This is a genomic window from Streptomyces sp. NBC_01381, from assembly GCF_026340305.1.
Classification (GTDB): domain Bacteria; phylum Actinomycetota; class Actinomycetes; order Streptomycetales; family Streptomycetaceae; genus Streptomyces.
In genome coordinates this window covers 430697-455565 of sequence record NZ_JAPEPI010000003.1, presented here as the reverse complement: position 1 = coordinate 455565, position 24869 = coordinate 430697, and the positions used below count along the sequence as shown (strand labels likewise).

The following is a 24869-nucleotide window of genomic DNA, read 5'->3' as shown; positions in this document are numbered from 1 at the left end:
CCGGCTCCGAAGGCGGGCGCAGCAGGCGCCCGCATCGAGTGAACGGGGTGTGTCTGTGCGGAAGTTGACTTCCCTGCTCGGCGTGGTGGCGATGACGGGGGCGGCATTCGCGGCAGGAGTGACATCGGCCGGTGCGGCAGCACCGGAGGCGGCGCCCACGGGCGTGCTGATGAGCGAGTCGTGCCCGCTCAAGGGCAAGTTCGCCGGCTGTTACTTGGAGCGCGGGCAGCAGTACACGGTGTGCACGCGGGGCAGTGACAACCGCTGGTCGTACATCGACTACCGGGGCACGAAGGGCTGGATCCCGAGCGATTGCGGGCCCGTGATCTGATCCTCGGCGCGCAGCGGATGAGGTGAACCGCAGGGTCCGGCGCCGGAGACGGCACCGGACCCTGCTGCCGATGAGGCTTACCTCGTCTCTCCGCCGGCGGGCGCAGCGCCACCGTCGTACACGTACGGCGTCGTCACGCTCAGCGGCGCGAATCCCAGGCGCTGGAGGATCGGGCGGCTGTCGTCGGAGGCGTCCACCTGGAGGTAGCGGTAGCCGCGTTCGGCGGCGATGCGGGTGCGGTGGGCGGTCAGGGCGCGGTAGATGCCCTTGCCGCGCCAGTGCGGTGCGGTGCCGCCGCCCCACAGTCCTGCGAAGTCGGTGCCGGGGTGGAACTCCATCCGTGCGGAGCTCACCGGCTCGTCGCCCGCCATGGCGACGACGGCGACGATGGTGTCCGGGGTCTCGGTCAGCTGGGTGAGGACCCGCTTGGCGAGGCGCTCGCCGAGTCCCGAGCTGTCCTCGCCGAAGGCCACCTTGTGGGCGTCCGCCATCAGCCGGACGCCGGCCGCGTCCGTCACCGGGAGCAGGCGTACGCCCTCCGGGAGTTCGGGCTCCATGGGCAGTGCCGCGGCCTCGGCGACCATCACCGTCTCCGGCGGTTCGGGTACGAAGCCGGCCGCCCGCAGCCGGTCGGCGAGGTCGGCGGGGCGGTCGTGGGAGTGCAGCTTCCACTCGAACTCGCGCCCGAGAGCGGTGTAGTACCGCACCTGCTCGGCGATCGTGGCGTCCGCCGTGGCCGCGTCGACGTCCGCCCAGTGGATGCCGTTCCAGTCGTGTGCCGCGCCCGTCTGCCGGACGACGGCCCCGACTCGCTCGACCCGCGCGCCGGGGCTGTCGCTGCGCGCCTCGCGCCTGATCTGCCGGTCGTACTCCGCGAGCACCGCTTCGTGATCCATCCGGTCACTCCATCAGCGGCCGCGGGGCACGGCAACCCCATTACGTCGCGCGGCGCTCCAGCTCCATCTTCGGAAGCAGCGTGCGCAGCCAAGCCGGCAGCCACCACGCCCGGCGGCCGAGCAGCTGCATCGCCGCCGGGACGATCAGGCAGCGGATCACCAGGGCGTCGAGCAGGATCGCCACGGCGAGGCCAAGGCCGAACTGCTGCAGCATCCGGTCGGGGCTGAGGATGAACGCGGCGAAGACCACGATCATGATGGCCGCGGCCGCCGTGATCACCTTGCCGGTGGCGGCCAGGCCCTCACGGACCGCGGCCTCCGGGTTCTTGGTGCGCTCCCACTCCTCGTGGATGCGGGACAGCAGGAACACCTCGTAGTCCATCGAGAGCCCGAAGACGATCGCGAAGATCATGACGGGGATGAAGGCCTCGATCGGGCCCGGCTCGACGCCGAACCAGCCGTGCTGGAAGACGAGTGTGATCACGCCGAGTGCCGCTCCGATGCTGACGAGGTTGAGCAGCGCGGCCTTGAGGGGGATCAGCACGGACCGGAAGACCAGCAACAGGAGCAGGGCCGAGAGGCCGACCACGATCGCGACGAACAGCGGCATGCGGTCGGCGACCGTGTGCGCGAAGTCCTCCGTGGCGGCGGTCGATCCGCCGACCAGGAACTCCGCGCCGGTCTCCCGCTCAAGGGCGGGCAGTACGTCACCCCGCAGAGCGGCCACCAGGTCCGAGGTCGCCTCCGCCTGCGGTGCGCTGTCCGGGAAGGCCATGACCGTGGCGACCGAGCTGTCCTCGGCCGGGATGGGCGGGCTCGCGGCGGCGATGCCAGGCGTCTCGGCGAGGGCGTTCTGGAGCCGCTCCGCGGCGGGCCGGCCGCCGCCGTCGGCGACGATCACCAGCGGGCCGTTGAAGCCGGGCCCGAAGCCCTCCGCGAGCAGGTCGTAGGCCTGGCGGCTCGTCGTCGACTCCGCGTCGTTGCCCGCGTCCGCGAAGCCGAGGCGCAGACCGGAGGCCGGCGCGGCGAGCGCGCCGAGCGCCACGACGGACAGCAGCAGCGCGGCCCACGGACGGCGCTGCACCCGCTCGGCCCAGCGCCGCCAACGAGCCCCCTCCGGCGGCCTGTTGCGCCGCTCACGCTTGGCCGCACGCTCCATGACGTGCCGGTGGATGCGCTTGCCGAAGACACCGAGGAGCGCGGGCAGCAGCGTGAGCGAGGCGAGCATCGTGACCAGGACGGTCAGCGCGACCGCGAGCGCGACGCCCTGCAGCGAACCGATCCCGAGGGCGACCAGGCCCATCAGCGCGATGATGACCGTGCAGCCCGCGAAGAAGACGGTGCGGCCCGCCGCGTCCAGGGCCGTGCGCGTGGCCTGTTCCGGGGTGACGCCCTTGAGCAGTTCGCCCCGGTAGCGGGAGAAGATCAGCAGCGCGTAGTCGATGCCGACACCTAGCCCGACCAGCATCATGATCGGCGGCGTGAAGTCCGCGACGTTCGCCAGGTGCGAGGCCAGCGCGATGAGGCCGATCGAACCCCCGACGGCGAACAGCGCGGTCACCACCGGCAGGCTCGCCGCGACGAGCGACCCGAAGAGGAAGACGAGGATGACCAGGGCGCCCAGGATGCCCGCGCCCTCGGCCGGACCCCCGCCGCCCTCCTCCGCCTCACGGACCGCGTCACCGCCCACCGATGCCTCAAGTCCGTCCCCCGCGACGGACTCGGCGGTGTCGATGACCTTGCGTACGTCCTCTTTCGCCACCTCGCGCGATGTGCCGTCGAGCGTGACCGTCGCGTACGCGATCGTGCCGTCCTCGGAGACGGCCGCCCGGTCCTCGTAGGGACTGCGCACGTCGGTGACGCCCGGCAGGCCCGCGACCTCGTCGAGCATCGGCTCGACGCGGTCGCGGGCCCCTTCGACCCCCGAGCCGTCCTTGAGGACGATCTGTACGACGTCGCCCGCCTGGGCCGCGCCGTGCTCCTCCAGGAGTGTCCGCGCGGACTGCGAATCGGTGCCGGGCAGCGAGAAGTCGTTGTGATAGTCGCTGCCCACCAGGCCCGCTACGGCGGTGACCCCGATGACCGCGGCGACCCACAGCGACAGGGCCCGCCATCTGTGGCGGTGCGAGAAGGCGGCCAGGCGCTCGAACAGGCCGGCGCGGCGGGGAGGAAGACCAGTAGGGGCGGTGAGAGTGTCCACATCCAGCAGGCTAGGAAGCGGAAGGCGCCGGATCGTCGCCCTCACGGGGGCACCGCACCACGACCGCCTACCCCACGAGTTGTGGGCGTGACCCGACCCCGTACCCCGCTGGTTGCGGGGCCGCTACCGCTGGTCGAGCCAGCCGGGCAGCCGCATCCCCGACTCGTACGCGATGATCACCAGCTGCGCCCGGTCGCGCGCGTCGAGCTTGGTCATGATCCGGCTGACATGGGTCTTCGCCGTCGCGGGGGAGAGCGTCAGCTCGGCGGCGATGCCGTCGTTCGACAGGCCCGCCGCGACCAGCGCGAGCACCTCGCGCTCCCGGCTCGTCAGCGGGGCGAGCCGTTGCGCCGGATCGGGCGGCGCGGGGGCGCGCATGGCGAGATCCGCGATCAGCCGACGGGTGATCGCCGGGGCCAGGAGCGCGTCGCCGCGGGCCGCCACCCTTACGGCGTGCAGCAGTTCGGCCGGTTCGGTGTCCTTGAGCAGGAAGCCGCTGGCTCCGGCGCGCAGCGCGTCGTACACGTACTCATCAAGGTCGAAGGTGGTCAGGATGACCACCCGCGTCATGGCGAGTGCCGGGTCCGCGACGATCCGGCGGGTGGCCTCGATGCCGTCGGCGACCGGCATCCGGACGTCCATCAGGGCGACGTCCGGGAGGTGTTCATGGGCGAGCCGGACCGCGGCGTCGCCGTCGCCCGCCTCCGCCACGACGCTCAGGTCCTCCTCGTCGTCGAGGATCGACCGGAAACCCGCGCGCACCAGGCGCTGGTCGTCCGCGAGCAGGATCCTGATCACGCCGTCAGCCTTTCACCGTCGTACGGAAGGGCCGCCTCGACCCGGAATCCACCCTGGGAGTCGCGGCCCGCGCTGAACGTGCCGCCCGCCTCCTCGGCGCGCGCCCGCATACCGCGGATCCCGCTGCCGTCGCCCTGCCGCACCGGCGGCCGCGCCACCCCGTCGTCCCGGACGCACAGGGTGAGGCCGCGCTCGCCGTACTCCACGCGCACGAGCACCGCCCTGGCCCGGGCGTGCCGGATCGTATTGGTGACCGATTCCTGGACGATGCGGAACGCCGCCGCGTCGATGCCGGCCGGCAGCGCCCGCGCCTCGCCCACGGACTCCGTCCGCAGCGTGAGACCGGACCGCTCGGCGCGCTCGGCCAGCTCGGGCAGCCGGGCGAGGGAGGGCTCGGGCGCCGGCCGGGTCGGCGCGGCCTCGCCCCGCTCCCGGAGCACTCCCAGCGCCGCCCGCACCTCGGTGAGCGCCTCGCGGCTGGTGTCCTTGATGGTGCGCAGGGCCTCGGCGCCCTGTGCCGGATCGCGCTCCAGTCGGTGCAGCGCGGCGGCCGCCTGCACATTGATCACGGACAGCGTGTGGCCGAGGACATCGTGCAACTCGCGGGCGATCCGCAGCCGTTCCTCGCCCGCCACCCGTTCCTCCGCCTCGCGCAGATAGGCGGCCCGCTGCCGTGACACCACGCCGATCGCCACCGCGGCGACCAGCCAGCCGGTCATCAGGACCAGCGAGATGCCGTCGATCGGGGGATTCGCCTTGTGCAGGGAGCCGAACCCCACCCCGCCCAGCGCGAGCGCCGCGAGCACGACCGCCACCAGGAGATGCCCGGCGGCCGACACCGCGTACAGCGCGACGGCGAAGACCAGCAGCAGTGGCCCGTCCGTCGCGGACAGCAGGTAGTACGCGGCGGTGCCGACCAGCGTGAGGACGCCGACCGCCACCGGGTGCGTGGTGCGGAAGTGCAGGGCGCCGCAGGTGAGTACGAGGATGACGAAGGGCAGTGCGTCGTAGCGCCCCGGCCCCTCGCCGCGCACCAGGGCGACGAGGGCGCCGACGGTGACGAACAGCGCGACGGCGACGGTCACGAGCATGTCGGTGTGCTGCCGGGGGTGGAGGTTCACGTACGCGAGCCTATGTCCAGGGGGATGGGGGGCTCGTGGCTATGCGTGCCAGTGGCAGCGCAGCCCGGCGGTGGCGAAGCCGGGCCCGAAGGCGACGGTGACGCCGCGGGCGCCGTCGGCGGGCGGGTCGGTGTGCGTTCTCTCCAGGACCCGCAGGATGCTGACGCCGCCGAGGTTGCCCTCGTCGGCGAGGGTGTCGGTGGAGTGCCGGGCGTCGTGGGCGGTGAGGCCGAGGGCGGTGGCGGTGTCGGCGATGATGCGGGGGCTGCCGGGGTGGATCACCGCGAAGTCGGGCTTGTGCGGACCCTGCCAGGCCAGCACCGCGGGCAGGACGTCGTCCGCCGCGGTCACGGCCTTCTTGGTGGAGTCGAAGTGGAATCCGTCGGTGGCGATACGCCCTTGGTAGCGGTCCAGGCTCTCCGGCAGGACGTACTCGAAGCTGTCGTCGATCGCCATCCCGGTACCGACCGGTTCGCTGGTGACGACCGTCGCGGCGGCGGAATCCCCGAACAACGCCTTGTAGATCATCGATTCGATGCTGGTGTCGGCGTGGTTGTAGACAGCGGATATGACCTCCGCGGCCACGACGAGGACCTTGCTGCCAGGGCGGACTGCCACGAGGTCGGCGGCACGTATGAGGGCTTGGACGCCCCCGGCACAAGCCATGGTCGTCAGCGCGATGCGCCGCACCGTGGGGCGCAGACCGAGTCGGGCACAGAGCTGTACGTCGAGGTTGGGCACGGCCCAGCCGGTGACATGGGCGGTGACGATCGCGTCGATGTCCTGCGCGGCCAGCCCCGCCGCATCGAGGGCCGCGTGGGCGGCACGTTCCGCCATCACGAGAGAGTCCTGGAAAGCGGCCTCCGCCCGCACACCGACGTCGGCCGCGCCCGCGATGCCGGGGGAGTCGATGGGGCGAGTGAAGAAGCGCGTGCTCACACCGCAGTTGCCCACGGCGCGCAGGATCGCGCCGAGCCGAGGATGGTCGGGGTGGTGCGTACGTATATCGTCCGCGATTTCGGCGGTGGTGATCTTTTGTTCACCGAAGACGGTCTGGGGTCTTGACACATAGGCGGGCACGGGTGACTCCCACGGGGGCTGGATCGGAGTGGGGGGACGTGCGGCACAACGTACTTCACCGCGCTGAACTGGTCCCCTACCCGAAAGCCGGAGGATTGGGAGATATGACGTGCCGTCAGTGGGCCCGCAGCATGGGGGCGCGGGTGTGGGCCCGCTTCTCGCCCGGGTTGAACACCATGATGATCAGCCGTGAGCCGGGTGCCGTCATGGGCTGCGCCGCACACATGGTGAGCCAGCCGGGCCCCTGTTGAGCGTGGCGCAGGGGACGTTCGTCGCCATCGGGATGTGAGAAGAACTCACTGGCTTCGTAGAGGGGAGCGGCCTCGGCGTCTTCGAGTACTTCCTTCTCTATCTGGCGCAGCACCTCGTCGTCCGGCCGGGACGCGAGCGCGGCGCGCAGTTGAGGCAGCACCATCGGGGCCCAGGCCGTGTGCCAGTCCGTCAGGGCTTCGCGGCCGCCGGAGTCCAGGAGCATCCACCGCATCGTGTTGGTGGGAACGACCCCGTTGGTGAACAGATCGGCGAACGGCTTGTTGTAGGCGAGCATGTCCCACGACGCGTCGGTGACGTACGCCATGTGCCCGATGCTCTCGACCGCCTCCTGCCAGACCCCGGGGATCTCCTTGCCCGAAGACTGATGCAACGGCCCCGGCGGCTCCTGCAGCAGCGCGTACCTGCAGAGCGAGACCCACTCCTGTTCGTTCAACCCGAAGAGCCGTGCCACGTCCCGGAGCAGGGAGGTGGGCGGATTGGGGTAACTGCCCGACTCCAGGCGGTGATACGTCCCGATCGTCCGGTGCAGCAGTTGGTCCACCTGATGCTGCGAGAGCCCGCGGGCGCGCCGCCCCTGGCCCGTGGGGCGGCTGAAGCCGTGCGATTCGGGGGCGATGAGGGCGCGTCGTTCGCGGAGCAGAGCGCGCAGCGCCGTCTTGTTCATGGTGGGTAATCCCTCTGGGTACACGCCGAGTTGAGCATCAGCAGTCTAAATATTCCTAGCGGCTTTGGTAGTAAAGATTGCCCGAAGAAAAACGATCAGTGCGTACGGCATCATGGTCAGCGCGGGACCACCGACCTGCGAGTTCGATCGTCGGTGGGCACGCGGACACAACTGTGGGGCATCTTGACCGGGGAGCTTGAAATTGGCTGAAATTCCTCGGCGTTGGGTACCCCCTAGGCCCATTGGGCCGTAGCGGGAAGAGTATGGATCGGTTGTTCGTATTCCGATGCGTGTGGTCGGAAACGTCGCAGTCCGGGCCTACGACGCAACACTTCTCCGAACGGTTCCCTGGGTCCACTGGCTGCGGCCGGTGCCGTCACTCGCCATTACGTAGCGGCCACGGTACCGGCCGCCCGCGGTTGTCCACGGGCGGAAATCGCACGGTCCGGACGGCTCATCCGGCGGGCAGTTGCTCCTCCGCGTCGGCCAGGATTTCCGTCACGCGCAACCCGAATCGCACGTCACAGGCGTGCGGTCGGCCGGAGCCCGCGGCCGCCACGAGCGCGTCGACCGCCGACCGAAACGCGTCGAGCGACCCGCCTCCCGAAGGCATAAGGGTCGTACCCGCCTCACCGCGCAGTTCCACGGTCACGCCCGACGCTTTCGCGGGCGCCGTCAGGCTCAGCGCCGCCGTGCTCGACGCCCCGCCGGAATGCCGCAGGACCAGGTGGACCGTGTCCGCGGGGCCCGCCGCGGCCGTAACCGCGGTGACATCTCCGAGCAACGGCACCAGCATCGACAGGGCGTGCGGGCCGACGTCCCACAGGCCGCCCCGCCGGGCACGCCATGGTGAGTCGAACGGGCTGCTCCCGTCGGGTGCGTAGAACGAGCCGTACCACTCCGCGCGGCCGGTGAACCAGCCGCCGGTCGCCGCCTGCCGGGCCACCCAGTCCGAGGTCGGCGCGGCGAAGCGCAGCGTGAAGAAGACGACGGACGCCACCCCGGCCGCGTCGGCCGCCGCCGCGAGGTCGCGCGCCGCGGCCACCGACGTCGCCACCGGCTTGTCCAGGAGCAGATGACAGCCCGCCGCCGCGGCCCGCGCGGCCAGCGGCGCCTGCACGTCCGGGGGTACCGCGAAGGCCACGGCGTCGCTCACGGCGAAGAGTTCGTCCACCTCGGCGTACGCAGGGACCTCGTGCGCCGAGGCGAGCGCGGCCGCCGCCTCGGGGCGGCGGCCCCACACGCCGCCGAGCTCCACGTCCGGGTGCGCGGCGAGCGCGGGAGCATGTGTGGACGAGGCCCAGGGGCCCGTGCCGACAAGGCCCATTCGCAGTCTCTTCATGGTCGGCATTATGGCTGACTCGCGACCTTCGGCGAAGGGCAAAGTCCAGTGAACACAAGGGCGTTGGCTCTTCTTCGCTGATGCCGTGTACTCGCGAGTGGCTGGATCGCGTATCCGAACTCACCAGTAGTGAAAGCCCATTCACCCGCTATGGTGAATTCGCATTCACCTCGCTTCTTCTGTATTCATTCCTCCCCGGTTACCTGCCTACTTCCCTCCCCCTTCGCGCCCGAGCTGGAGCGATCATGAAGCTTGTCCCGATATCCGCCGGAGAACGCACGGGCACATGCACCCGACTGACCGTTCCCGTGCTGGCCTTCGGCGGCATCCTCATGGCGGTCATGCAGACGGTGGTCGTACCGCTGCTCCCCGATCTGCCGCGGCTGACAGGCAGTTCACCGGGCGCGGTGTCCTGGCTCGTCACCGCCACGCTCCTGGCCGGTGCGGTCCTCACGCCCGTGCTCGGCAGGGCCGGCGACATGTACGGCAAGCGGCGGGTGCTCCTCGCCGCGCTCGGCCTGATGACCGCGGGGTCGGTGCTCTGCGCGCTGACCTCGGACATCCGGGTGCTGATCGCGGCCCGTGCGCTGCAGGGCGCGGCGGCCGCGGTCGTGCCGCTCTCGATCAGCATCCTGCGGGACGAACTGCCGCCGGAGCGCACCGGATCCGCCGTGGCCCTGATGAGCTCGACGGTCGGCGTCGGGGCGGCGCTCGGCCTGCCGCTCGCCGCGCTGATCGTGCAGTACGCCGACTGGCACGCCATGTTCTGGGCCACGAGCGCGCTGGGCGCCATCGGGCTCGCCCTCGCCTGGTGGACCGTGGCCGAGTCGCCGGTGCGCTCGCCGGGCCGGTTCGACACCTGGGGCGCCCTTGGGCTCGCGGCCGGGCTCGTCTGTCTGCTGCTCGCCGTGTCCCAGGGCGGGCAGTGGGGGTGGAGCAGCGCGCCCGTGATCGGCCTGTTCGCCGGGGCCGTCGTCATCCTGTCCGTGTGGTGGCGACAGCAACTGCGGGCGGAGCAGCCGCTGGTGGACCTGCGCCTGGCGGCCGGGCGGCGGGTGGCGCTGCCCCATGTGGCCGCGCTCCTGGCCGGGTTCGCCTTCTACGCCAACTCCCTCGTCACCGCCCAGCTGGTGCAGGCGCCCGTCGCCAGCGGCTACGGCCTCGGCCTCTCGATCGTGGCGACGGGCCTGTGCCTGCTGCCCAACGGAGTGATCATGCTGGTCCTCTCACCCGTCTCGGCCCGCGTCTCCACCCGCCACGGCGCCCGCGTGACCCTGGCGATCGGCGGTGCCGTCATGGCGCTCGGCTATGTCGTACGGATCGTGGACAGCCGCCACCTGTGGGTGATCATCCTGGGCGCGGCCGTGGTCGCGACCGGGACCACCTTCGCGTACTCGGCCCTCCCCACCCTGATCCTGCGGGCCGTGCCGCCGACCCAGACGGCGTCCGCGAGCGGGGTGAACGTGCTCATGCGCACCATCGGGCAGAGCGTGTGCAGTGCCGCGGTCGCCGCCGTGCTCGTCCAGCACGCCACCACCGTGGACGGGCTACGGGTGCCGACCCTGCCCGGCTATCAACTGGCCTTCGCGATGGCGGGAATCATCGCGCTCGTCGCCTGCGCCACGGCCCTGGCCATACCCTCGGAGAAGGCACCGGACGGTCCGGAGCGGACGGCAGGGCGGCCAGACCCCCTGGCGGCGGACGGCCCCGGAAGGGAGAAGCTGACGCCATGACCGCCTCGACAGCGGACGCCTGCCCCGAGGTCCACGGCCGCCGTGACGCCGAGGGGACCAAGGCCGCCATCATCCGGGCGGCCCGGTACCTCCTGGCCCGGCACGCGCACGCCGACATCACGCTCAGGGCCGTGGCCGAACGGGCCGGTGTGAGCCCTCCGTTGATCCTCAAGTACTTCGGCAACAAGGACGCGCTCTTCGCCCGCATCATGTCCTTCGAGACCGACACCGACGCCCTCCTGGACGCGCCGCTCGCCGGGCTCGGCCGGCACATGGTCCACCATCTGCTGACCGGCCAGGCCGAGCACGGCGCCGACCCCATCCTGCGCATCGTCTTCGCCCCGCTCCACGGCGAACAGGGCGACATCCTGCGCACCAACTTCCGTACGCAGGTGGCGCAGCGCCTCGGCGAACGCCTCGAAGGACCGGACGCGGGGCTGCGCGCCGAGCTCGCGGTGGGCACGCTGCTCGGCCTGGGCGTGATGTACGGCATCGCCCGCGGGCCGCATGTGCGCGGCACGCCGATCGCCGAGATCACCGAGCGGTACGCGCCCACCGTGCAGGGCTTCCTCACACCTCCGTGAGGGCGCCGTCCGTCCGGGCACCCTGAGCCGCCAGGCCGCGCTCGGCAAGCTCCGCGAGCAGCGCCGTGCCGATGGGCAGCGCGGCATCGTCGAAGACGGCGTACGCGGAGTGGTTGAACGCCGCGTCGTCCCCGGCGCTCCGCGGCCTGGCACTGACCATCAGCTGCGCGCCCGGCACCGCGGCGGTCACCCGGGCGAAGTCCTCCGACGCCATCAGCGGCGACGGCAGCCGTACGAAGGTGCCCGGCCCGTACAGCGCGGTGGCCGCCTCCTCGGCCAGGTCCACCACATCGGCGGTCAGCTGGGCGACGTGCAGGCGCTTGAGGTGCGTCTCGCGCACGCGCTGCCCCATCTGCGTATCGTCGACCGTGCGGTCGCGCTGCGTGCGGTCAAGCTCATGGGCCGTCTCCTGGACGCGGGGGGCCGCGGCCGTCGGGTTCGTGCCCATAGATCTCTGGAACGGAGAGTACGCATGAATGACGCGAGTGAACGCCCTTTCCTGGCCCGCAAGTTGGGCATGCAGCGGCATCCGGAGGGTGGCTGGTTCGTCGAGACGTGGCGGGCGCACCACACCTTCACGCCGACCGGATACCCCGGTGAGCGGGCGGCGGCCACCGCCATCTACTTCCTGCTCTGCCCGGGCGAGGAATCCGCCTGGCACGTGGTGCGCTCCGACGAGATCTGGCTGTGGCACCGCGGCGGCCCCCTCGATCTGCTCATCGGCGGCGACGGCGAGCTCCCGAAGGAGGGCACGGAGCCGATACGGATGGGCTCCTCCATAGAGGACGGCGAGCGTCCGCAGGCCCTGGTCCCCGGCGGCATGTGGCAGTCGGCGCGCCCCGCCGGTGACGAACCGGTCCTGGTGAGCTGCATAGTGTCGCCCGGCTTCGACTACGCGGACTTCCGGCTGGCGGACTGAGGCGGCGAGCAGGCCACCGTCACCGTCACCGCCGCACTCTTCCCCCGGCTCGCTCCCTTCCCCCGGTGCACGACCGCGACCGCCGCGAGCCCGACCGCGAGCCCCAACACCGTCTGTACGCCGAAGGGTTCGCCGAACATGAGGGCACCCCACAGCGCGGTGACCGGCGCCATGAGGAACATGAGCGTGTTGACCTGCGTGACCCCGGAGCACCGCAGGATCAGCCAGTAGAGCCCGTACCCGCCGAAGGTGGACAGCGTCACGAGCCAGCTGATCGCCACCCAGAACGACGCCTCCGCGGGCGGCGTCGCGGCGCCCGCGGCCACCGCGAGCGCCGTGAAGACGACGGCGCTGGTGACGCAGTGGACCGTCATCGCGACCGCGGGGGCGACCGGACGGGGGGAACGGCGGTCCAGGAAGGTCGCCGCCACCAGCGAGAACATCCCGAGGAACGGCACCAGGTAGGCCCACCAGGGCGCATCGGTGCCCCCCGTCGCGTCCGCCGCCGTCACGATGGCGACCCCGGCCACACCGAGCCCCAGGCCGACCCACTGGGTGCGCGAGACGTACTGGCCGAGCAGCGGACCGGCCAGCGCGCCCGCCACCAGCGGCTGGGTGCCGTCGATCAGGGCGGTCGTGCCGCTGGAGACGCCGAGCTGGATCGCGTAGTACACGGTGAGCAGATAGCCGCTCTGCGACAGCGCCCCGACGGCCGCCTGCCGCACGGCGTCGCGCGCGGTGAATCCGCGCCAGGACGCCCGGGCCAGGGTGAGGGCGACGACCGCGAGCACCAGTGCCAGCGGCAGGAATCTCCACATCAGGACCGTCACGGCGGACGCGCTGCCCGCGCCCAGCTTGGCCCCGATGAAGCCGGAGCTCCAGGTCAGCACGAATGCGATCGAGAGCAGGAAGTTCACGGCGTCCCTCCGGATGAAGTAAACAGATCTGTCTACTCGCTCTCCCGAGTATACAGATCGGTTTAGTATGGGGACATGGGTGAGAGTGGGAACGAGATCGTGAAGGCCGGTGCCGGTGCTGGAACCGGTGCCGGAGCCGGTGCTGATGGCGCGCCGCGCAGGATCGTCATGACGCCGGGCGCCCGCCGGGCGCTGGACGCCGCGAGCCGGCTGTTCTACGAACGCGGCATCCATGCCGTCGGGGTGGACCTCATCGCCGCCGAGGCCGGCGTCACCAAGAAGACGCTGTACGACCGGTTCGGCTCCAAGGAGCAGATCGTCGTCGAGTATCTGGCGGGCCGCGACGAGCGCTGGCGCGCCTTCCTCGCCCCGTACGTCGAGGCCGCGACCACCCCGCGGGCCAAGATCCTGGCCGTCTTCGACGCCTCGCGCGACTGGGCCGACGCGAACAGCGGCAAGGGGTGCAGCATGGTCAACGCGCACGCCGAGATCAGTGACCCGGCGCACCCCGCATATCAGGTCATCACCGGCCAGAAGGCCTGGATGCTCGCCCTGTTCACCGGTCTGGCCCGTGAACTCGCCCCCCGCCGGGCGGTGAAGCTCGGCCGGGCGCTGATGCTGCTGCACGAGGGCGGCCTGGTCGCGCACGGCCTGCACATCTTCCCCGACGCCATCGGTCATGCCCGTGGTGAGGCCGCGGCGCTGGTCAAGGGTGCGATGCCCGCCGTCGATCCGGGCCGCTGAAGCCGCTGTTGGGGAAGTCTTTGCCCATGGCCGGAATGCACCGTTCCGGGTTACCGGCGGGTTGACCGTATGCAGTCGCAGGACACACGCTTGCTACATAGCTGCCACCTACACCTAGTTTGCGGTGTGGCTCACAGGCAGCGCGAAACAGGAGGTAGCGCATGTGTGGCATCACTGGCTGGGTCTCCTTCGACCGTGATCTGCGGACCGCGGCGGACACGCTGGACGTGATGACGGAGACGATGTCCTGCCGCGGCCCCGACGACCGCGGCACCTGGATCGAGGGACCCGCCGGACTCGGGCACCGCAGGCTCGCCGTCATCGATCTGCCCGGCGGGCGCCAGCCCATGACCGCGCGCACCCCGCGCGGCACCGTCGCCCTCGTCTACTCGGGGGAGACGTACAACTTCACCGAACTGCGCCGCGAACTGACCGGCCGCGGCCACCCGTTCACCACCGACTCGGACACCGAAGTCGTTCTGCGCGGCTATCTGGAGTGGGGCGAGGCGGTCGCCGAACGGCTGGGCGGCATGTACGCGTTCGCGGTGTGGGACGGCAGGCACGACAAGCTCGTCATGATCCGCGACCGGATGGGCATCAAGCCCTTCTACTACTACGAGACCCCCGACGGCGTCCTGTTCGGCTCCGAGCCCAAGGCGATCCTCGCCAATCCGCTGGCCCGCGCACGCGTCGGCGCCGACGGCCTGCGGGAGATGTTCACCGTCGTCAAGACGCCCGGTCACGCCGTGTGGGAGGGCATGCGCGAGGTCGAGCCGGGCACGGTCGTCACCGTCGACCGCACCGGCCTTCGCCGCCATGTCTACTGGCAGTTGGAGACCCGCCCGCACCCCGACGGCCGCGAGGAGTCCATCGCCAAGGTGCGCTCGCTCCTGGAGGACATCGTGCGGCGCCAGCTCGTCGCGGACGTGCCGCGCTGCACCCTGCTCTCCGGAGGGCTCGACTCCTCGGCGATGACCGCGCTCGCCGCACGTCAACTGGCCGAAGCGGGCGAGAGCGTACGCAGCTTCGCCGTCGACTTCGTCGGCCAGAGCGAGAACTTCGTCGCCGACGCGCTGCGCGCCACCCCGGACACGCCCTACGTGCACGACGTCGCGAAGGCGGCCGGCACCGAGCACCGCGACATCGTCCTCGACTCGCACGCCCTCGCCGACCCCGAGATCCGGGCAGCGATGATCCGCGCCCGCGACCTGCCCACGGGATTCGGGGACATGGACGCCTCGCTCTATCTCCTCTTCCGGGCCATCCGCGAACACTCCACGGTCGCGCTCTCGGGGGAGTCGGCGGACGAAGTCTTCGGTGGCTACCTGCAGTTCTTCGACGAAGAGGCCCGCGCGGCCGACACCTTCCCCTGGCTGGTGCGGTTCGCCGATCACTTCGGTGACGACGGCGACGTACTGCGCCCGGACCTGACCGCCGCCCTCGACCTTCCCTCGTACGTCAAGGACAGCTATGCGACGGCGGTCGCGGGCGTCCAACGGCTCGACGGGGAGAGCGACTTCGAGTACCGGATGCGGAAGATCTGCCATCTGCACCTGACCCGCTTCGTCCGCGTCCTGCTCGACCGCAAGGACCGCGCGAGCATGGCCGTCGGCCTGGAGGTGCGGGTGCCGTTCTGCGACCACCGGCTCGTCGAGTACGTCTACAACACGCCCTGGTCCCTGAAGTCCTTCGACGGCAGGGAGAAGAGCCTGCTGCGGGAGGCGGCGGCGGACGTGCTGCCGCGTTCCGTGTACGACAGGGTGAAGAGCCCCTATCCCTCCACCCAGGACCCGAAGTACGCCATCGCCCTCCAGGAGCACGTCAAGGACCTGCTCGCCGAGCCCGCGCACCCGGTCTTCGGCCTGGTGGACCGGGAGCGGGTGGCGCGGGCCGCGGGACGCGACGTACCGCAGATCACCCAGGCGTCGCGGCGCGGCCTTGAGCGCACCCTGGACCTCGCGCTCTGGCTGGAGCTCTACACCCCGGAGATCGCGCTGCCCTGAGCGGGCCGCTCACTGCCCCGAGCAGGTGCGGACCGTCGGCTGCGGCGGAACCTGCTCCGGGCGGGCGGGTTCCGCCGAGGTCGCCAGGGTGTCCAGGAACCGCTGGAGCGCGGGAGTGCCCCCGGGGCCCAGCTCCCGGCGGATCGGCGGGACGGCCGCCGGGGCGGCGGACCCGCGCCGGTTCCCCGTGCTCGGGCAGGGCGGCTCCGCGGCGTCGACGGTCACGGCCCGGCGTATGAACTCGTCGACCGGCAGTCCGAGTTGGTCCGCATGACGCAGCAGCGCCGCGTACTCATCGGCCGTGAACAAGACCTGCACAGGCTTGGCACCGTCCATGAACGCATGATGACGCCCGAGGCCGCGCCGCGCGGTGCGGTTGGCATATTCGAGCTCGAAGGCGTGAAACAGAGCGTGGTCGGCAGGCGCCGGAACAAGGGTGGACCCCGACCGGACGGGGGAATCGCGATCGGGGCCCACATACCGTTCAACGGTGAACCATCGGTGGGTGTTCCCAGGTGGTGCGGCCGTCGCTGTGAGCTGCGTTACGTGCCGGCCGGCGGACGGGAGTGTCCGGAGGGGGGTCCGGGGGGTGTACCCACCGCCACCCCGATGTCGGGTCGTACGCCCAATGTCCCGGGTCGCGACTGTCCGTAACTTCAGAGAGGTGACGCAGCGAGCGTCACCCGCGAAGGGATGGATCGCCATGTTTCGTCGTACGGGCACATCCGGATCCGCCAGGAGCCCCGAGGCTCTGCGGCTGGTCAAGGTCAGCAAGACCTATGGGGCGGGCGAGAGCGCCGTGACCGCGCTCGACGGGGTGACCCTGAGCCTCCCGAGCGGAAGCTTCACCGCCGTGATGGGGCCCTCCGGGTCGGGGAAGTCGACCCTGCTGCAGTGCGCCGCCGGGCTCGACCGGCCCGACTCCGGCATCGTCATGGTGGACGGCGAGGAGATGACGGGCGGCAGCGAGGCCGAGCTGACCAAGTTCCGCAGGCAGCGCATCGGCTTCGTCTTCCAGCAGTACAACCTGCTGCCCACCCTCAACGTCGCACAGAACACGACCCTGCCCCTCAAGCTCGCCCGGCGCCGGATCGACTACGACAAGGCGCGCGCCGTCCTCGCCCAGGTCGGCCTCGCCGACCGGCTGCGGCACCACCCCGACGAGCTGTCCGGAGGCCAGCGTCAGCGCGTCGCCATCGCCCGGGCCCTGGTCACCGAGCCGAGCGTGATCTTCGCGGACGAGCCGACCGGCGCCCTGGACACCCGCAGCGCGCGCGACGTCCTGCAGCTCCTCCAGGAGACGGTGCGGGCGCACGGCAGGACCGTGGTGATGGTGACCCACGACCCGGTCGCCGCCTCCTACGCCGACTCCGTGCTTTTCCTCGCAGACGGCCGCCTGGCCGGGCTGCTGACGTCCCCGACCGTCGACGCCGTCGCCGAGCGCCTCGCCCACCTGGGCGACGTCGTGGCCGGATTCGACCGCGCCGTGCCGCTGGGGGTGTGAGCGATGTTCTCCCTAGCCCTGCGCTCCATCCGGCAACGCCCCGGACGCCTCGTCGCCACGCTGCTCTCCGCCTTCCTCGGCGCGGCGATCATCATGACGTTCAACTCCATGCACGACACCGCAGCCGCCCAGGGCGTCGACGAGGTCAGCGCGGAGAGCCTCACCACCGCGGCGAGCGTCGTCGGCGGCTACGGCACCCTCCTGGTGTTCTTTGCCGTCGCCTCCACGCTGACGGTGAACGTACGCCAGCGCGCCGAGGAGATCAGCCTGCTGCGCAGCACCGGGGCCACCCCGGCGCAGATCAAGCGGATGGTCGTCGGCGAGGCGGCGGTCGTCGCCCTGGTCGGATCGCTGCTCGCCATCGGTCCCGCGATGCTCGGCGGGCAGGCGCTGCTCGGCATGTTCCAGGACAGCGGGCAGGTCGCCGACGGCGTCGACTTCTCCTTCGGGCCGATCGCCCTGATGTCGGGCATCGACATCACCCTGCTCGCCTCGGTGGGCGCCGCGTTCCTCGCGGTGCGCAGGGCGACCCGGGCGGCCGCCGGGGAGCGCAAGCCCCGGGGCCGGCTGCGGAGCTTCGCCGGGTACGCGGCCGTGCTCGCCGGTGCCGCGGGCGTGCTGTCCACCTTCGCCTTCGACGCGAAGGACGCCGCGCTCATGGCGGCCCCCGCCTACGGGGCGATCCTGCTCTCGGTGGGCTTCGCCCTGCTCTCGCCGAAGCTGCTCCGGGCCCTGCTCGGCACACTGGCCCGGCCGCTTGAGGTGCTCACCGGGGCGAGCGGCTATCTGACCGTGCTCAACATGCGACGGCGCGCCGATCAGCTGGCCGGTGTGCTGATGCCGCTCATCGTCTTCACCGGCATGGCGACCGCGACGCTCTATATGCAGGCCGTCGAGAGCGACGCGATCAAGGCTTCGGGTCTGGCCAAGTCCGTCGAGGACAAGAACCTGGAGACGCTGAACTTCGTGGTCGTCGGGATCATCGTGGTCTTCTCCTGCATCATGCTGATCAACAGTCTGTACGCCGCGACCTCCTACCGCGGCCGCGAGTTCGGTCAGCAGCGCCTGGCCGGGGCAACTCCGGGGCAGGTGCTCGGGATGGTCGGCGTCGAGGGTCTCGTCCTCACCGCCACCGGAGTCTTCTTCGGCACGGTGGCGGGCCTCGCCGGAATCCTGCCCTTCAGCGCGGTCCGCACCGACACCCTCGTACCCGATCAGGGCCTGGGCATCTGGCTCACCATTGTCGGGGTCGCCACCGCGGCAACGCTGATCACCAGTATCGCCACGGCCCGCCGCACGCTGCGCACCCCGGCGGTGGAGGCGGTCACGCTGGCCGCATGACCAGCCGGTCAGTTCTCCGCGGCGGGTGCGCAACTGCTCCCAGGGCTCGGTGTCTTCCGCTCCGTGAGGTAGTCGTCCACGGCATCGCGTGTGCAGCCACTGCGGTTGTACACGCTGTGTCCGTCGCCCTCGTACGGCAGCAGGACGGTGGTCCCGCGGGTCTGCCGGTGCACATTGGTCGCCCATGAGAAGTGGTTGGCCGGGTCGTGCATCGAATGCAGCATGAGGATCTTGGGCGCTTCGGTGATGCGGAGGCGGTGCTGGGGGTTGTTCACCTCGTCGGGCCAGCCTATGCAGGCGGCCACACCGGCGTGGACACGTGGTGAGCCGCTCATGTGCGGTGCGGCCCGCAGTTCGGCTTCGGTCAGGCGGGCGAACTCCTTGTGGCTCTTGGGGCGGAACCGCCAGTCCTGGCAGAACGCGGCTTGGAACGGTTCCGCGACCGTCTGCTGCGGCGCTGTCTGCGAGGGCAGTTCTGCCCGGGGCCGCTGAGCGTCCGGTGGATCCTGCGCGTCGAGCTCGGCCATGTACGTGGCAAGGCCGTCCCGGTCGGGGCCGTAGAACTTCTTGAAGGCGAAGAGCGCGATGGCGTTGGCGGTGAGGGCCTGGTCCGGGTTCTCCGGATCCCGTATCTCCCCTCGGTCGGCCCTGGCGAGCAGGCCGTCCCAGACGGCGGTGACATCCCGGCCGTGCAGTGCGCAGGAGCTGGTGCGGTCACACCACTTCGCGAACTGGTGGAACGAGTCCTCCGCGGTGGCGGCCGATGAGACGAGGAAGTCGCGGGCGCCGAGGCTGTGGTCGATGTTCGCGGTGAGCGCCATCGTCCGGATCCGGTCGCCGTACTCCTCCGCGTACTGCTCGCCGAGCAGTGTGCCGTAGGAGTGACCGAAGTAGTTGATCTTCTTCTCGCCCAGTGATCTGCGGACGGCGTCCATGTCCCGGACCACGCTCAAGGTGTCGGCGTGGTCGAAGACCGGGCCGGTGTGCCGTCGGCAGTCCTTGCGCAACGCGCGGTTGTACTCGGCGAGTTGACCGAACTCTGCCTGGTCGCGGGGGTAGGCGGACGGGCGCTGCTCCAACAGCTCCTTGGAGCACTTCACCGGGTGGCTGGCGCCGACCCCGCGCGGGTCGAATCCGACGATGTCGAACTTCTCCTGCACCTCCGCGCTGAAGTGCGTCTTGGCGCGCCGCACGGCGAAGTCCACCCCCGAATCGCCCGGCCCGCCAGGGTTGACCATCAGCACGCCGATCCGGCGATCCGGGTCGGTCGCCTTGCGGCGGGCCACGGCGAGATCGAACTTCTCGCCGGCGGGGTGCGCCCAGTCGATGGGCAAGCGCAGGGTCCCGCAGTCCGCTTCGGTGTCCTGGGGGCACGGCTTCCAGTCGATGGAGTCCGGCGTCATCGGGCCGCGTCCGGGCGGATCGGCGTCCGCCGCCTGTACGCCCGGCGTCGCCGCCCCGGCGAGTGCGCCGGCGGCGAGCACGGCGGTGAGCGCTGCGGTGAGCGTTCTTAAGTACGGTCGCATCAAGTCCCCTCTCACGAACTGGATCACGGGATGGCCCGTGATCGACGATGACCGTGAGTCGCCGGAGTCACAACAGCGCGAGCCAGGAATCAGGGAAGGCACCGGGACATGATCAGGGTTGCCCTCAGGGTGGCGTGTCGGGGGTTGCCCCCAAGACCCCTGAGTTGTCCCGGACTTGGAGCGGCAACGGCAACGGCAACGGCAACGTAAGCGCAGTGAGCAGACTGGCTCAGGGCAGCAGCCGCGCCGCACGTGTCTGCAGATAGTGCCGCTCGGGAACGCTGAGCGTGCGCTGCGCCGCCGACTGGTAGGCGGCGCGGGCGGCTTCGGTCTCGCCCGCCTGCTCCAGGAGATGGGCGCGGACGGCGTCGAGCCGGTGGTGACCCGCCAACCGGTCGTCGAGTTCGGCGACTTCGGCGAGCCCGGCCCGCGGCCCGTGCACCATGGCGACGGCCACGGCCCGGCCCAGTTCGGCCATGGGCTCAGGGGCGCGGCGTACCAGGAGGTCGTACAGCGCGAGGATCTGCGGCCAGTCCGTGTCGTCGGCGCGCGCCGCCTCGTCGTGCAGCGCCGCGATCGCCGCCTGCAGCTGATAGGCGCCCGCCGGGCCTTGGGAGAGCGCCTCCTCGACCAGCGCGGCGCCTTCCTCGATCGCCCGCCGGTCCCAGCGGGAGCGGTCCTGCTCGTCGAGCGGGACGAGTTCGCCGTGCGGTCCGGTGCGGGCAGCGCTGCGGGCCTCGGTGAGCAGCATGAGCGCGAGCAGCCCGGTCACCGTGCCATCCGCGGGCAGCAGGGTGCGTACGGACCGGGTCAGCCGGATCGCCTCGCGGGCCAGGTCGGCGCGGTGCAGGGCGTTGCCGGAGGTCGCGGTGTAGCCCTCGTTGAAGATGAGGTAGAGCACCTGGAGCACCACGGCGAGCCGCTGATCCCGGTCGTCGGGGCCCGGCTGGCGAAACGGCGCCCCCTTGATCTTCCCCTTGGCCCTGCTGATCCGCTGGGCCATCGTCGCCTCGGGCACCAGATGCGCGCGGGAGATCTCGGCGGTGGTCAGACCGCCGACGGCGCGCAGGGTCAGCGCGACCTGGGCGGCCGGGCTCAAGTCGGGGTGGCAGCAGAGGAAGAGCAGGGTGAGGGTGTCGTCCTCGGACGGCGCACGGCTCTCGCCGGGCGCGGGCGTGCTGAACGCGTCCCGCGGGGTGAGCTGGGCGTCCGCCTCCTCGCGCCGGCGCCGGGCCTCGTCTGCGCGCAGCTGGTCCATGAGCCGCCGCGACGCGACCCGGATCAGCCAGCCGCGGGGGTTGTTCGGCACACCCTCGTCGGGCCACTGCCGTGCCGCGGCGAGCAGCGCCTCCTGCACCGCGTCCTCGGCCTCGGTGAAGTGCCCGTACCGGCGCACCAGCGCGCCGAGGACCTGCGGCGCGTGCAGGCGCAGCAGGTCCTCGGTGTCGGATGTGCCGTTCAGCACGCGTCGTCGGGGCCGCCCATGATCTGGCGGATCACCACGGGGTAGTTCGGCGCACCCTCGGGAATCGGGCAGGTCTGGATTCGGTTGGCGATCTCCGTGACCCGGTCGAGGCTCTCGCAGTCCAGGACCCAGTACCCGGCGAGCACCTCTTTCGTCTCGCCGTAGGGACCGTCCGTGATGACCGGGCGGCCGTCCTTGTCCACGTCGACCAGGCGGGTCTGCGCGGGCTCTGCCAGGCCCTGCCCGTCGACCATCTCGCCGGACTCGGCCAGATCGTCATTGAGCGCGCCCATGAAGGCGAACATCGCCTGCAGGTCCTTCTCGCTCCAGCCCGGGCTTGTCGCGGTCGCCTTGCCGCTCTGCGCTTCGTAGTCGGCCTGCGTGCCCTGAACCATCACCAGGTACTTCATGATGTCGCTCCTCGGCTGTGGGGTGCCGCCCCTTGTGGGCGACTTTCACAGGGGACGTCGGAGCCGACAACCCGTTCTCGACATTACGCCGAAAGAATCTTGGGGCCACCTGAGGCGAGGGGCATTACCGTCCACCCATGACGTACGCAGACCGATCCGCCCAGTTCCGCGCCCTGCACCGGGCCGGCCACCCCTTGCTGCTGCCCAACGCCTGGGACCACGCCTCCGCCGCCGCGCTCGCCCACAGCGGCTTCGCGGCGATCGGCACCACCAGCCTCGGTGTGGCGTCCGCCGCAGGAAAGGCGGACGCCACGGGCGACACACGCGAGGAGACCCTGCGTCTGGCCCGCGGCCTGGCCCGGCTGCCCGCGCTGATCACCGTCGACATCGAGGGCGGCTTCGCCGAGCGCCCGGCCGACGTGGCGAAGCTCGCGGCCGAGCTCGCCGAGGCGGGCGTCGTCGGCGTGAACATCGAGGACGGCCGCCCGGACGGCACCCTCACCGACACCACCACCCAATGCGAGCTGATCCGTGCCATCAAGGAGACGGCCCCGGGCCTCTTCGTCAACGCGCGCACGGACACGTACTGGCTGAGCGCCGGGGAGGCGGGGGAGACCGAACGCCGGGCCGCCGCCTATCAACAGGCGGGCGCCGACGGCCTGTTCGTCCCCGCCCTCCAGGACGAGCAGACCATCGCGGCCCTGGTGGCCGCCTTCGACCTGCCCCTCAACATCCTCTACGCCCCCGGCCGCCTCACCTACGCCCACCTCGCAGACCTCGGCGTCCGCCGAGTAAGCACCGGCTCCCTCCTCTTCCGCGCGTCCCTGCACGCGGCCGTCACCACGGCCCAGGCGGTCGAGCGGGGCGGCGCACTGCCGGAGGGCCTGCCTTCGTACGCGGAGGCCGCAGGCCTCGCCGATGCCTATGAGCAGGGGACGGGCGTCGGGGCCTAGAGGAGCTCGGGCAGGATGAGCTCCATGGGGTGCAGGGGAGACGAGCTCATGGAGTTGCTGCGGCGTGGCGGTCTGGAAAGCGCGGGGGACCGGCCGGCCGAGGAGGCGCTGCCTCCCAGGGCCGCATGGCGATGGATCGTCGCGGGTGAGGCCGCTCCGGCCGTGCGCGTACGGAGTGACCGACCTGATCTGGTCGTCGAGGTCAACGCGCAGTGGCACCGGCTGGCGACCAGGGCCGGGATCTTTGGCGGGGACGGTGTCTTCCTCATCGACGTCCACGGCGAAGGTGATGACGGGTCACGATGTGCACCCTCGCGGTGGACGCGGGTGCGGCTCAGCACCGAGTGGGATCTCGCCGGAGTGCTCGGCGCGAGCCCTGGCGAGCCGCGGTTCGTCACCCTGTCGTCGGACGGGGAAGCCCTGTTGGGCGTGACCACCGTGGCGGACGAGGTCTGGATCGTCGCCGTGGACCGTTTGCGGCACCGGCGAGAGGAAGCGGCGAGGGCGGCGGCCCAGGAGACCTCGCAGGAGCGGAGTGCCGCCTGGGATTCCCTGCTCCAAGGGCCGGGCCCTGCGCGGAGCGTGCGCGAATCGTGGGCGCATGGCCTGGCGCTCAACTCGGCCACCCCCGATGATCTGCGTGCCGGTCTGCTGGGGCGGTCGCACTACCTCCTGTGGCGTCCGTTGCCGACGGCGGTCGTCGAGGCGGCCATGGCCCACCCGGACCGCAAGCTGCGGCAGCTCTTGGCCGATGCCCAGCCGAACATCACGGCCGAGCAGTGGGCTCGCCTGATCCTGGGCGAAGCGGCGCCCCGGGACCGCTGGATCCTCACCATGATCGCTGCGGATCGGCGCGCCCTGCTCACGGACGCCGCCTGCGCACGGCTCGCCGCCGACGCTTCCGCAGAGGTCCGTGAAGAAGCCGTCCGGCTCACGGGACTGCCCGTCAGGACCCTCACCACCCTGGCCGCCGACCTCGATCCGTCCGTGCGTGCCTTGGCCTGCGAGCGTGCGTGGCCCCATCTGGACAGCCGGGCCCGGAGCCGGCTCCTTGACGACCCCACCGGCAAGGTCCGCGTCGCGGCACTGCTCCAGCACCACCAGGAGCATCCGATGTCCCGCTCGGCCTTCGAGACCGAGGAGTTCGGGGACCGAGCGGTGGAGACCTGCCGTCTGGAGCGCGACCTCGCCGAGCACCTGATCCGGCGCGGCGACCCTGCCCGGCGCCGGGCCCTCGCGGGCAACCCCCGCCTGGACCTGGACCTCGTCGACCGCCTTGCCCAGGACCCCGACGCAACCGTCCGCTTCGAGGTCTCCCTACGCCCCGACCTCACCGAGGAGCAACGGACGGACATCGACATCGACTTCGATCCGGGCGTCCACCACCACGAGCTCGCCTGGGTCACGGCCCTGCACGGCGATCCCGCCGCCATGCGCCGCCTGGCCGCCTCCTCGCACCCCGTCGTACGCCGAAGCGTCGCCCGCGCGAGAAGCCTCCCGCCGGACGTCGTCGACCGCCTGGCCCGCGACGAGGACCGTGTCGTCCGGCTCTTCCTCGCCGAATCCTGCGACGACGCGCCTGCCGACATGCTGCTGGAGGTGTGGCAGTGGTGGACCGGCAGCCTCAGCGTCCCCGACCGCCCCCGCGGCCACCCCAACTTCCCCCGTAGCGGCCTCCTCCGCTTTGCCCATGACCCGAATCCGCGGATGCGTCAACTGGCCATGGACGATCCGGAGTCGACGGTCGAGCTGGTCGAGCGGCACAGCCGGGACACGCACGAGGAAGTGCGGTACCGGGCCGCAACCGACCCGCGGCTGACCGCGGCGTCGGCGGTGCGTCTGCTCGACGACCCGCACGAGCGCGTACGCCACGCGGCCGCCCGGCACCCGCAACTGCCCGCATGTGTGCTGGTCCGGTTGCTACGGGACGCCGACACGGCACAAGTGGCGGCGCAGCACCCTGCGTTGCCCGTTCCGGTCATGCGGTATCTCCTCGCGCCTCGCGACAGAGAGTTCTGACCAAGAATCTTCCGGACCGGGTGGCCCCGCCACTTGAGCCGTACGG

23 protein-coding genes are annotated in these 24869 nt (G+C 71.3%); 10 read left to right on the top strand and 13 right to left on the bottom strand.

Annotation, left to right across the window (positions count from 1 at the left end; genetic code table 11):
* The first annotated feature begins 55 nt into the window (after positions 1 to 55).
* A complete protein-coding gene (locus OG453_RS40300; protein ID WP_266873679.1) occupies positions 56 to 331 on the top strand; it encodes a hypothetical protein in 276 nt (91 codons plus the stop codon).
* A gap of 77 nt (positions 332 to 408) precedes the next feature.
* Here the strand turns inward: OG453_RS40300 and OG453_RS40295 are convergent, their stop codons facing one another.
* The 7 genes from OG453_RS40295 to OG453_RS40265 all read right to left on the bottom strand — a co-directional run bounded on the left by OG453_RS40295 (position 409) and on the right by OG453_RS40265 (position 8714).
* A complete protein-coding gene (locus tag OG453_RS40295; protein ID WP_266873678.1) occupies positions 409 to 1227 on the bottom strand; it encodes a GNAT family N-acetyltransferase in 819 nt (272 codons plus the stop codon).
* Positions 1228 to 1267: 40 nt separating this feature from the next.
* Positions 1268 to 3379, bottom strand: a complete 2112-nt coding sequence (locus tag OG453_RS40290; RefSeq protein WP_266873896.1) for an MMPL family transporter — start codon at positions 3377 to 3379, stop codon at positions 1268 to 1270.
* Positions 3380 to 3550: 171 nt separating this feature from the next.
* Positions 3551 to 4225 (bottom strand): response regulator transcription factor, encoded by a 675-nt coding sequence (locus OG453_RS40285; RefSeq protein WP_266873677.1) that lies wholly within the window; start codon positions 4223 to 4225, stop codon positions 3551 to 3553.
* The gene (locus OG453_RS40280; RefSeq protein WP_266873676.1) at positions 4222 to 5346 is read right to left on the bottom strand and encodes a sensor histidine kinase; all 1125 of its coding nucleotides are present in this window, start codon (positions 5344 to 5346) and stop codon (positions 4222 to 4224) included. The genes OG453_RS40285 and OG453_RS40280 overlap by 4 nt, the downstream gene beginning before the upstream one ends.
* Positions 5347 to 5385: 39 nt before the next feature.
* Complete coding sequence (locus tag OG453_RS40275; RefSeq protein ID WP_266873675.1) at positions 5386 to 6426, bottom strand: PhlD; 1041 nt, start codon at positions 6424 to 6426, stop codon at positions 5386 to 5388.
* Positions 6427 to 6541: 115 nt separating this feature from the next.
* On the bottom strand, positions 6542 to 7363 hold the full coding sequence (locus tag OG453_RS40270) for a helix-turn-helix domain-containing protein (protein ID WP_266873674.1): 822 nt from the start codon (positions 7361 to 7363) through the stop codon (positions 6542 to 6544).
* Positions 7364 to 7817: 454 nt separating this feature from the next.
* Positions 7818 to 8714 (bottom strand): Gfo/Idh/MocA family protein, encoded by an 897-nt coding sequence (locus tag OG453_RS40265; protein ID WP_266873673.1) that lies wholly within the window; start codon positions 8712 to 8714, stop codon positions 7818 to 7820.
* A 236-nt stretch (positions 8715 to 8950) separates the two neighbouring features.
* Here OG453_RS40265 and OG453_RS40260 point away from each other — a divergent pair, with 236 nt between their 5' ends.
* Complete coding sequence (locus OG453_RS40260; RefSeq protein WP_266873672.1) at positions 8951 to 10438, top strand: MFS transporter; 1488 nt, start codon at positions 8951 to 8953, stop codon at positions 10436 to 10438.
* Positions 10435 to 11022 (top strand): TetR/AcrR family transcriptional regulator, encoded by a 588-nt coding sequence (locus tag OG453_RS40255; RefSeq protein WP_266873671.1) that lies wholly within the window; start codon positions 10435 to 10437, stop codon positions 11020 to 11022. The genes OG453_RS40260 and OG453_RS40255 overlap by 4 nt, the downstream gene beginning before the upstream one ends.
* On the opposite strand, the gene OG453_RS40250 is transcribed toward OG453_RS40255, so the two are convergent.
* Positions 11009 to 11470 carry a M20/M25/M40 family metallo-hydrolase gene (locus tag OG453_RS40250; RefSeq protein WP_266873670.1) on the bottom strand — a complete coding sequence of 154 codons (462 nt, stop codon included), beginning with the start codon at positions 11468 to 11470 and terminating at the stop codon, positions 11009 to 11011. The two genes, OG453_RS40255 and OG453_RS40250, sit on opposite strands and share 14 nt — an antisense overlap.
* Before the next feature lie 24 nt (positions 11471 to 11494).
* On the opposite strand from OG453_RS40250, the gene OG453_RS40245 reads away from it, so the two are divergent.
* Positions 11495 to 11941: a cupin domain-containing protein gene (locus tag OG453_RS40245; protein WP_266873669.1), complete on the top strand. Its 447-nt coding sequence runs from the start codon at positions 11495 to 11497 to the stop codon at positions 11939 to 11941.
* Here the strand turns inward: OG453_RS40245 and OG453_RS40240 are convergent.
* Entirely contained in the window at positions 11914 to 12858 is a 945-nt protein-coding gene (locus tag OG453_RS40240; protein WP_266873668.1) for a DMT family transporter, read from the bottom strand. The two genes, OG453_RS40245 and OG453_RS40240, sit on opposite strands and share 28 nt — an antisense overlap.
* Positions 12859 to 13026: 168 nt before the next feature.
* Between OG453_RS40240 and OG453_RS40235 the strand changes: the two genes are divergently transcribed.
* Positions 13027 to 13602: a TetR/AcrR family transcriptional regulator gene (locus OG453_RS40235; protein WP_266873895.1), complete on the top strand. Its 576-nt coding sequence runs from the start codon at positions 13027 to 13029 to the stop codon at positions 13600 to 13602.
* A gap of 161 nt (positions 13603 to 13763) precedes the next feature.
* The gene (gene asnB / locus OG453_RS40230; protein ID WP_266873667.1) at positions 13764 to 15605 is read left to right on the top strand and encodes an asparagine synthase (glutamine-hydrolyzing); all 1842 of its coding nucleotides are present in this window, start codon (positions 13764 to 13766) and stop codon (positions 15603 to 15605) included.
* A gap of 9 nt (positions 15606 to 15614) precedes the next feature.
* On the opposite strand, the gene OG453_RS40225 is transcribed toward asnB, so the two are convergent.
* Positions 15615 to 15941 carry a hypothetical protein gene (locus tag OG453_RS40225; RefSeq protein ID WP_266873666.1) on the bottom strand — a complete coding sequence of 109 codons (327 nt, stop codon included), beginning with the start codon at positions 15939 to 15941 and terminating at the stop codon, positions 15615 to 15617.
* A gap of 367 nt (positions 15942 to 16308) precedes the next feature.
* On the opposite strand from OG453_RS40225, the gene OG453_RS40220 reads away from it, so the two are divergent.
* Together OG453_RS40220 and OG453_RS40215 are read left to right on the top strand one after the other, a co-directional pair.
* A complete protein-coding gene (locus tag OG453_RS40220) occupies positions 16309 to 17109 on the top strand; it encodes an ABC transporter ATP-binding protein (protein WP_266873665.1) in 801 nt (266 codons plus the stop codon).
* A 3-nt stretch (positions 17110 to 17112) separates the two neighbouring features.
* Positions 17113 to 18450 carry an FtsX-like permease family protein gene (locus OG453_RS40215; protein WP_266873664.1) on the top strand — a complete coding sequence of 446 codons (1338 nt, stop codon included), beginning with the start codon at positions 17113 to 17115 and terminating at the stop codon, positions 18448 to 18450.
* Between the two features lie 8 nt (positions 18451 to 18458).
* Here the strand turns inward: OG453_RS40215 and OG453_RS40210 are convergent, their stop codons facing one another.
* The 3 genes from OG453_RS40210 to OG453_RS40200 form a co-directional block, all read right to left on the bottom strand.
* Positions 18459 to 19976, bottom strand: coding sequence for an alpha/beta fold hydrolase (locus tag OG453_RS40210; protein WP_266873663.1), 1518 nt, complete (start codon positions 19974 to 19976; stop codon positions 18459 to 18461).
* A gap of 229 nt (positions 19977 to 20205) precedes the next feature.
* On the bottom strand, positions 20206 to 21438 hold the full coding sequence (locus OG453_RS40205) for an RNA polymerase sigma factor (protein ID WP_266873893.1): 1233 nt from the start codon (positions 21436 to 21438) through the stop codon (positions 20206 to 20208).
* Complete coding sequence (locus tag OG453_RS40200) at positions 21435 to 21851, bottom strand: YciI family protein (protein ID WP_266873662.1); 417 nt, start codon at positions 21849 to 21851, stop codon at positions 21435 to 21437. The genes OG453_RS40205 and OG453_RS40200 overlap by 4 nt, the downstream gene beginning before the upstream one ends.
* Positions 21852 to 21988: 137 nt before the next feature.
* On the opposite strand from OG453_RS40200, the gene OG453_RS40195 reads away from it, so the two are divergent.
* The gene (locus OG453_RS40195) at positions 21989 to 22804 is read left to right on the top strand and encodes an isocitrate lyase/phosphoenolpyruvate mutase family protein (RefSeq protein WP_266873661.1); all 816 of its coding nucleotides are present in this window, start codon (positions 21989 to 21991) and stop codon (positions 22802 to 22804) included.
* A 15-nt stretch (positions 22805 to 22819) separates the two neighbouring features.
* Complete coding sequence (locus tag OG453_RS40190) at positions 22820 to 24823, top strand: PE-PGRS family protein (protein ID WP_266873660.1); 2004 nt, start codon at positions 22820 to 22822, stop codon at positions 24821 to 24823.
* Positions 24824 to 24869: the final 46 nt, after the last annotated feature.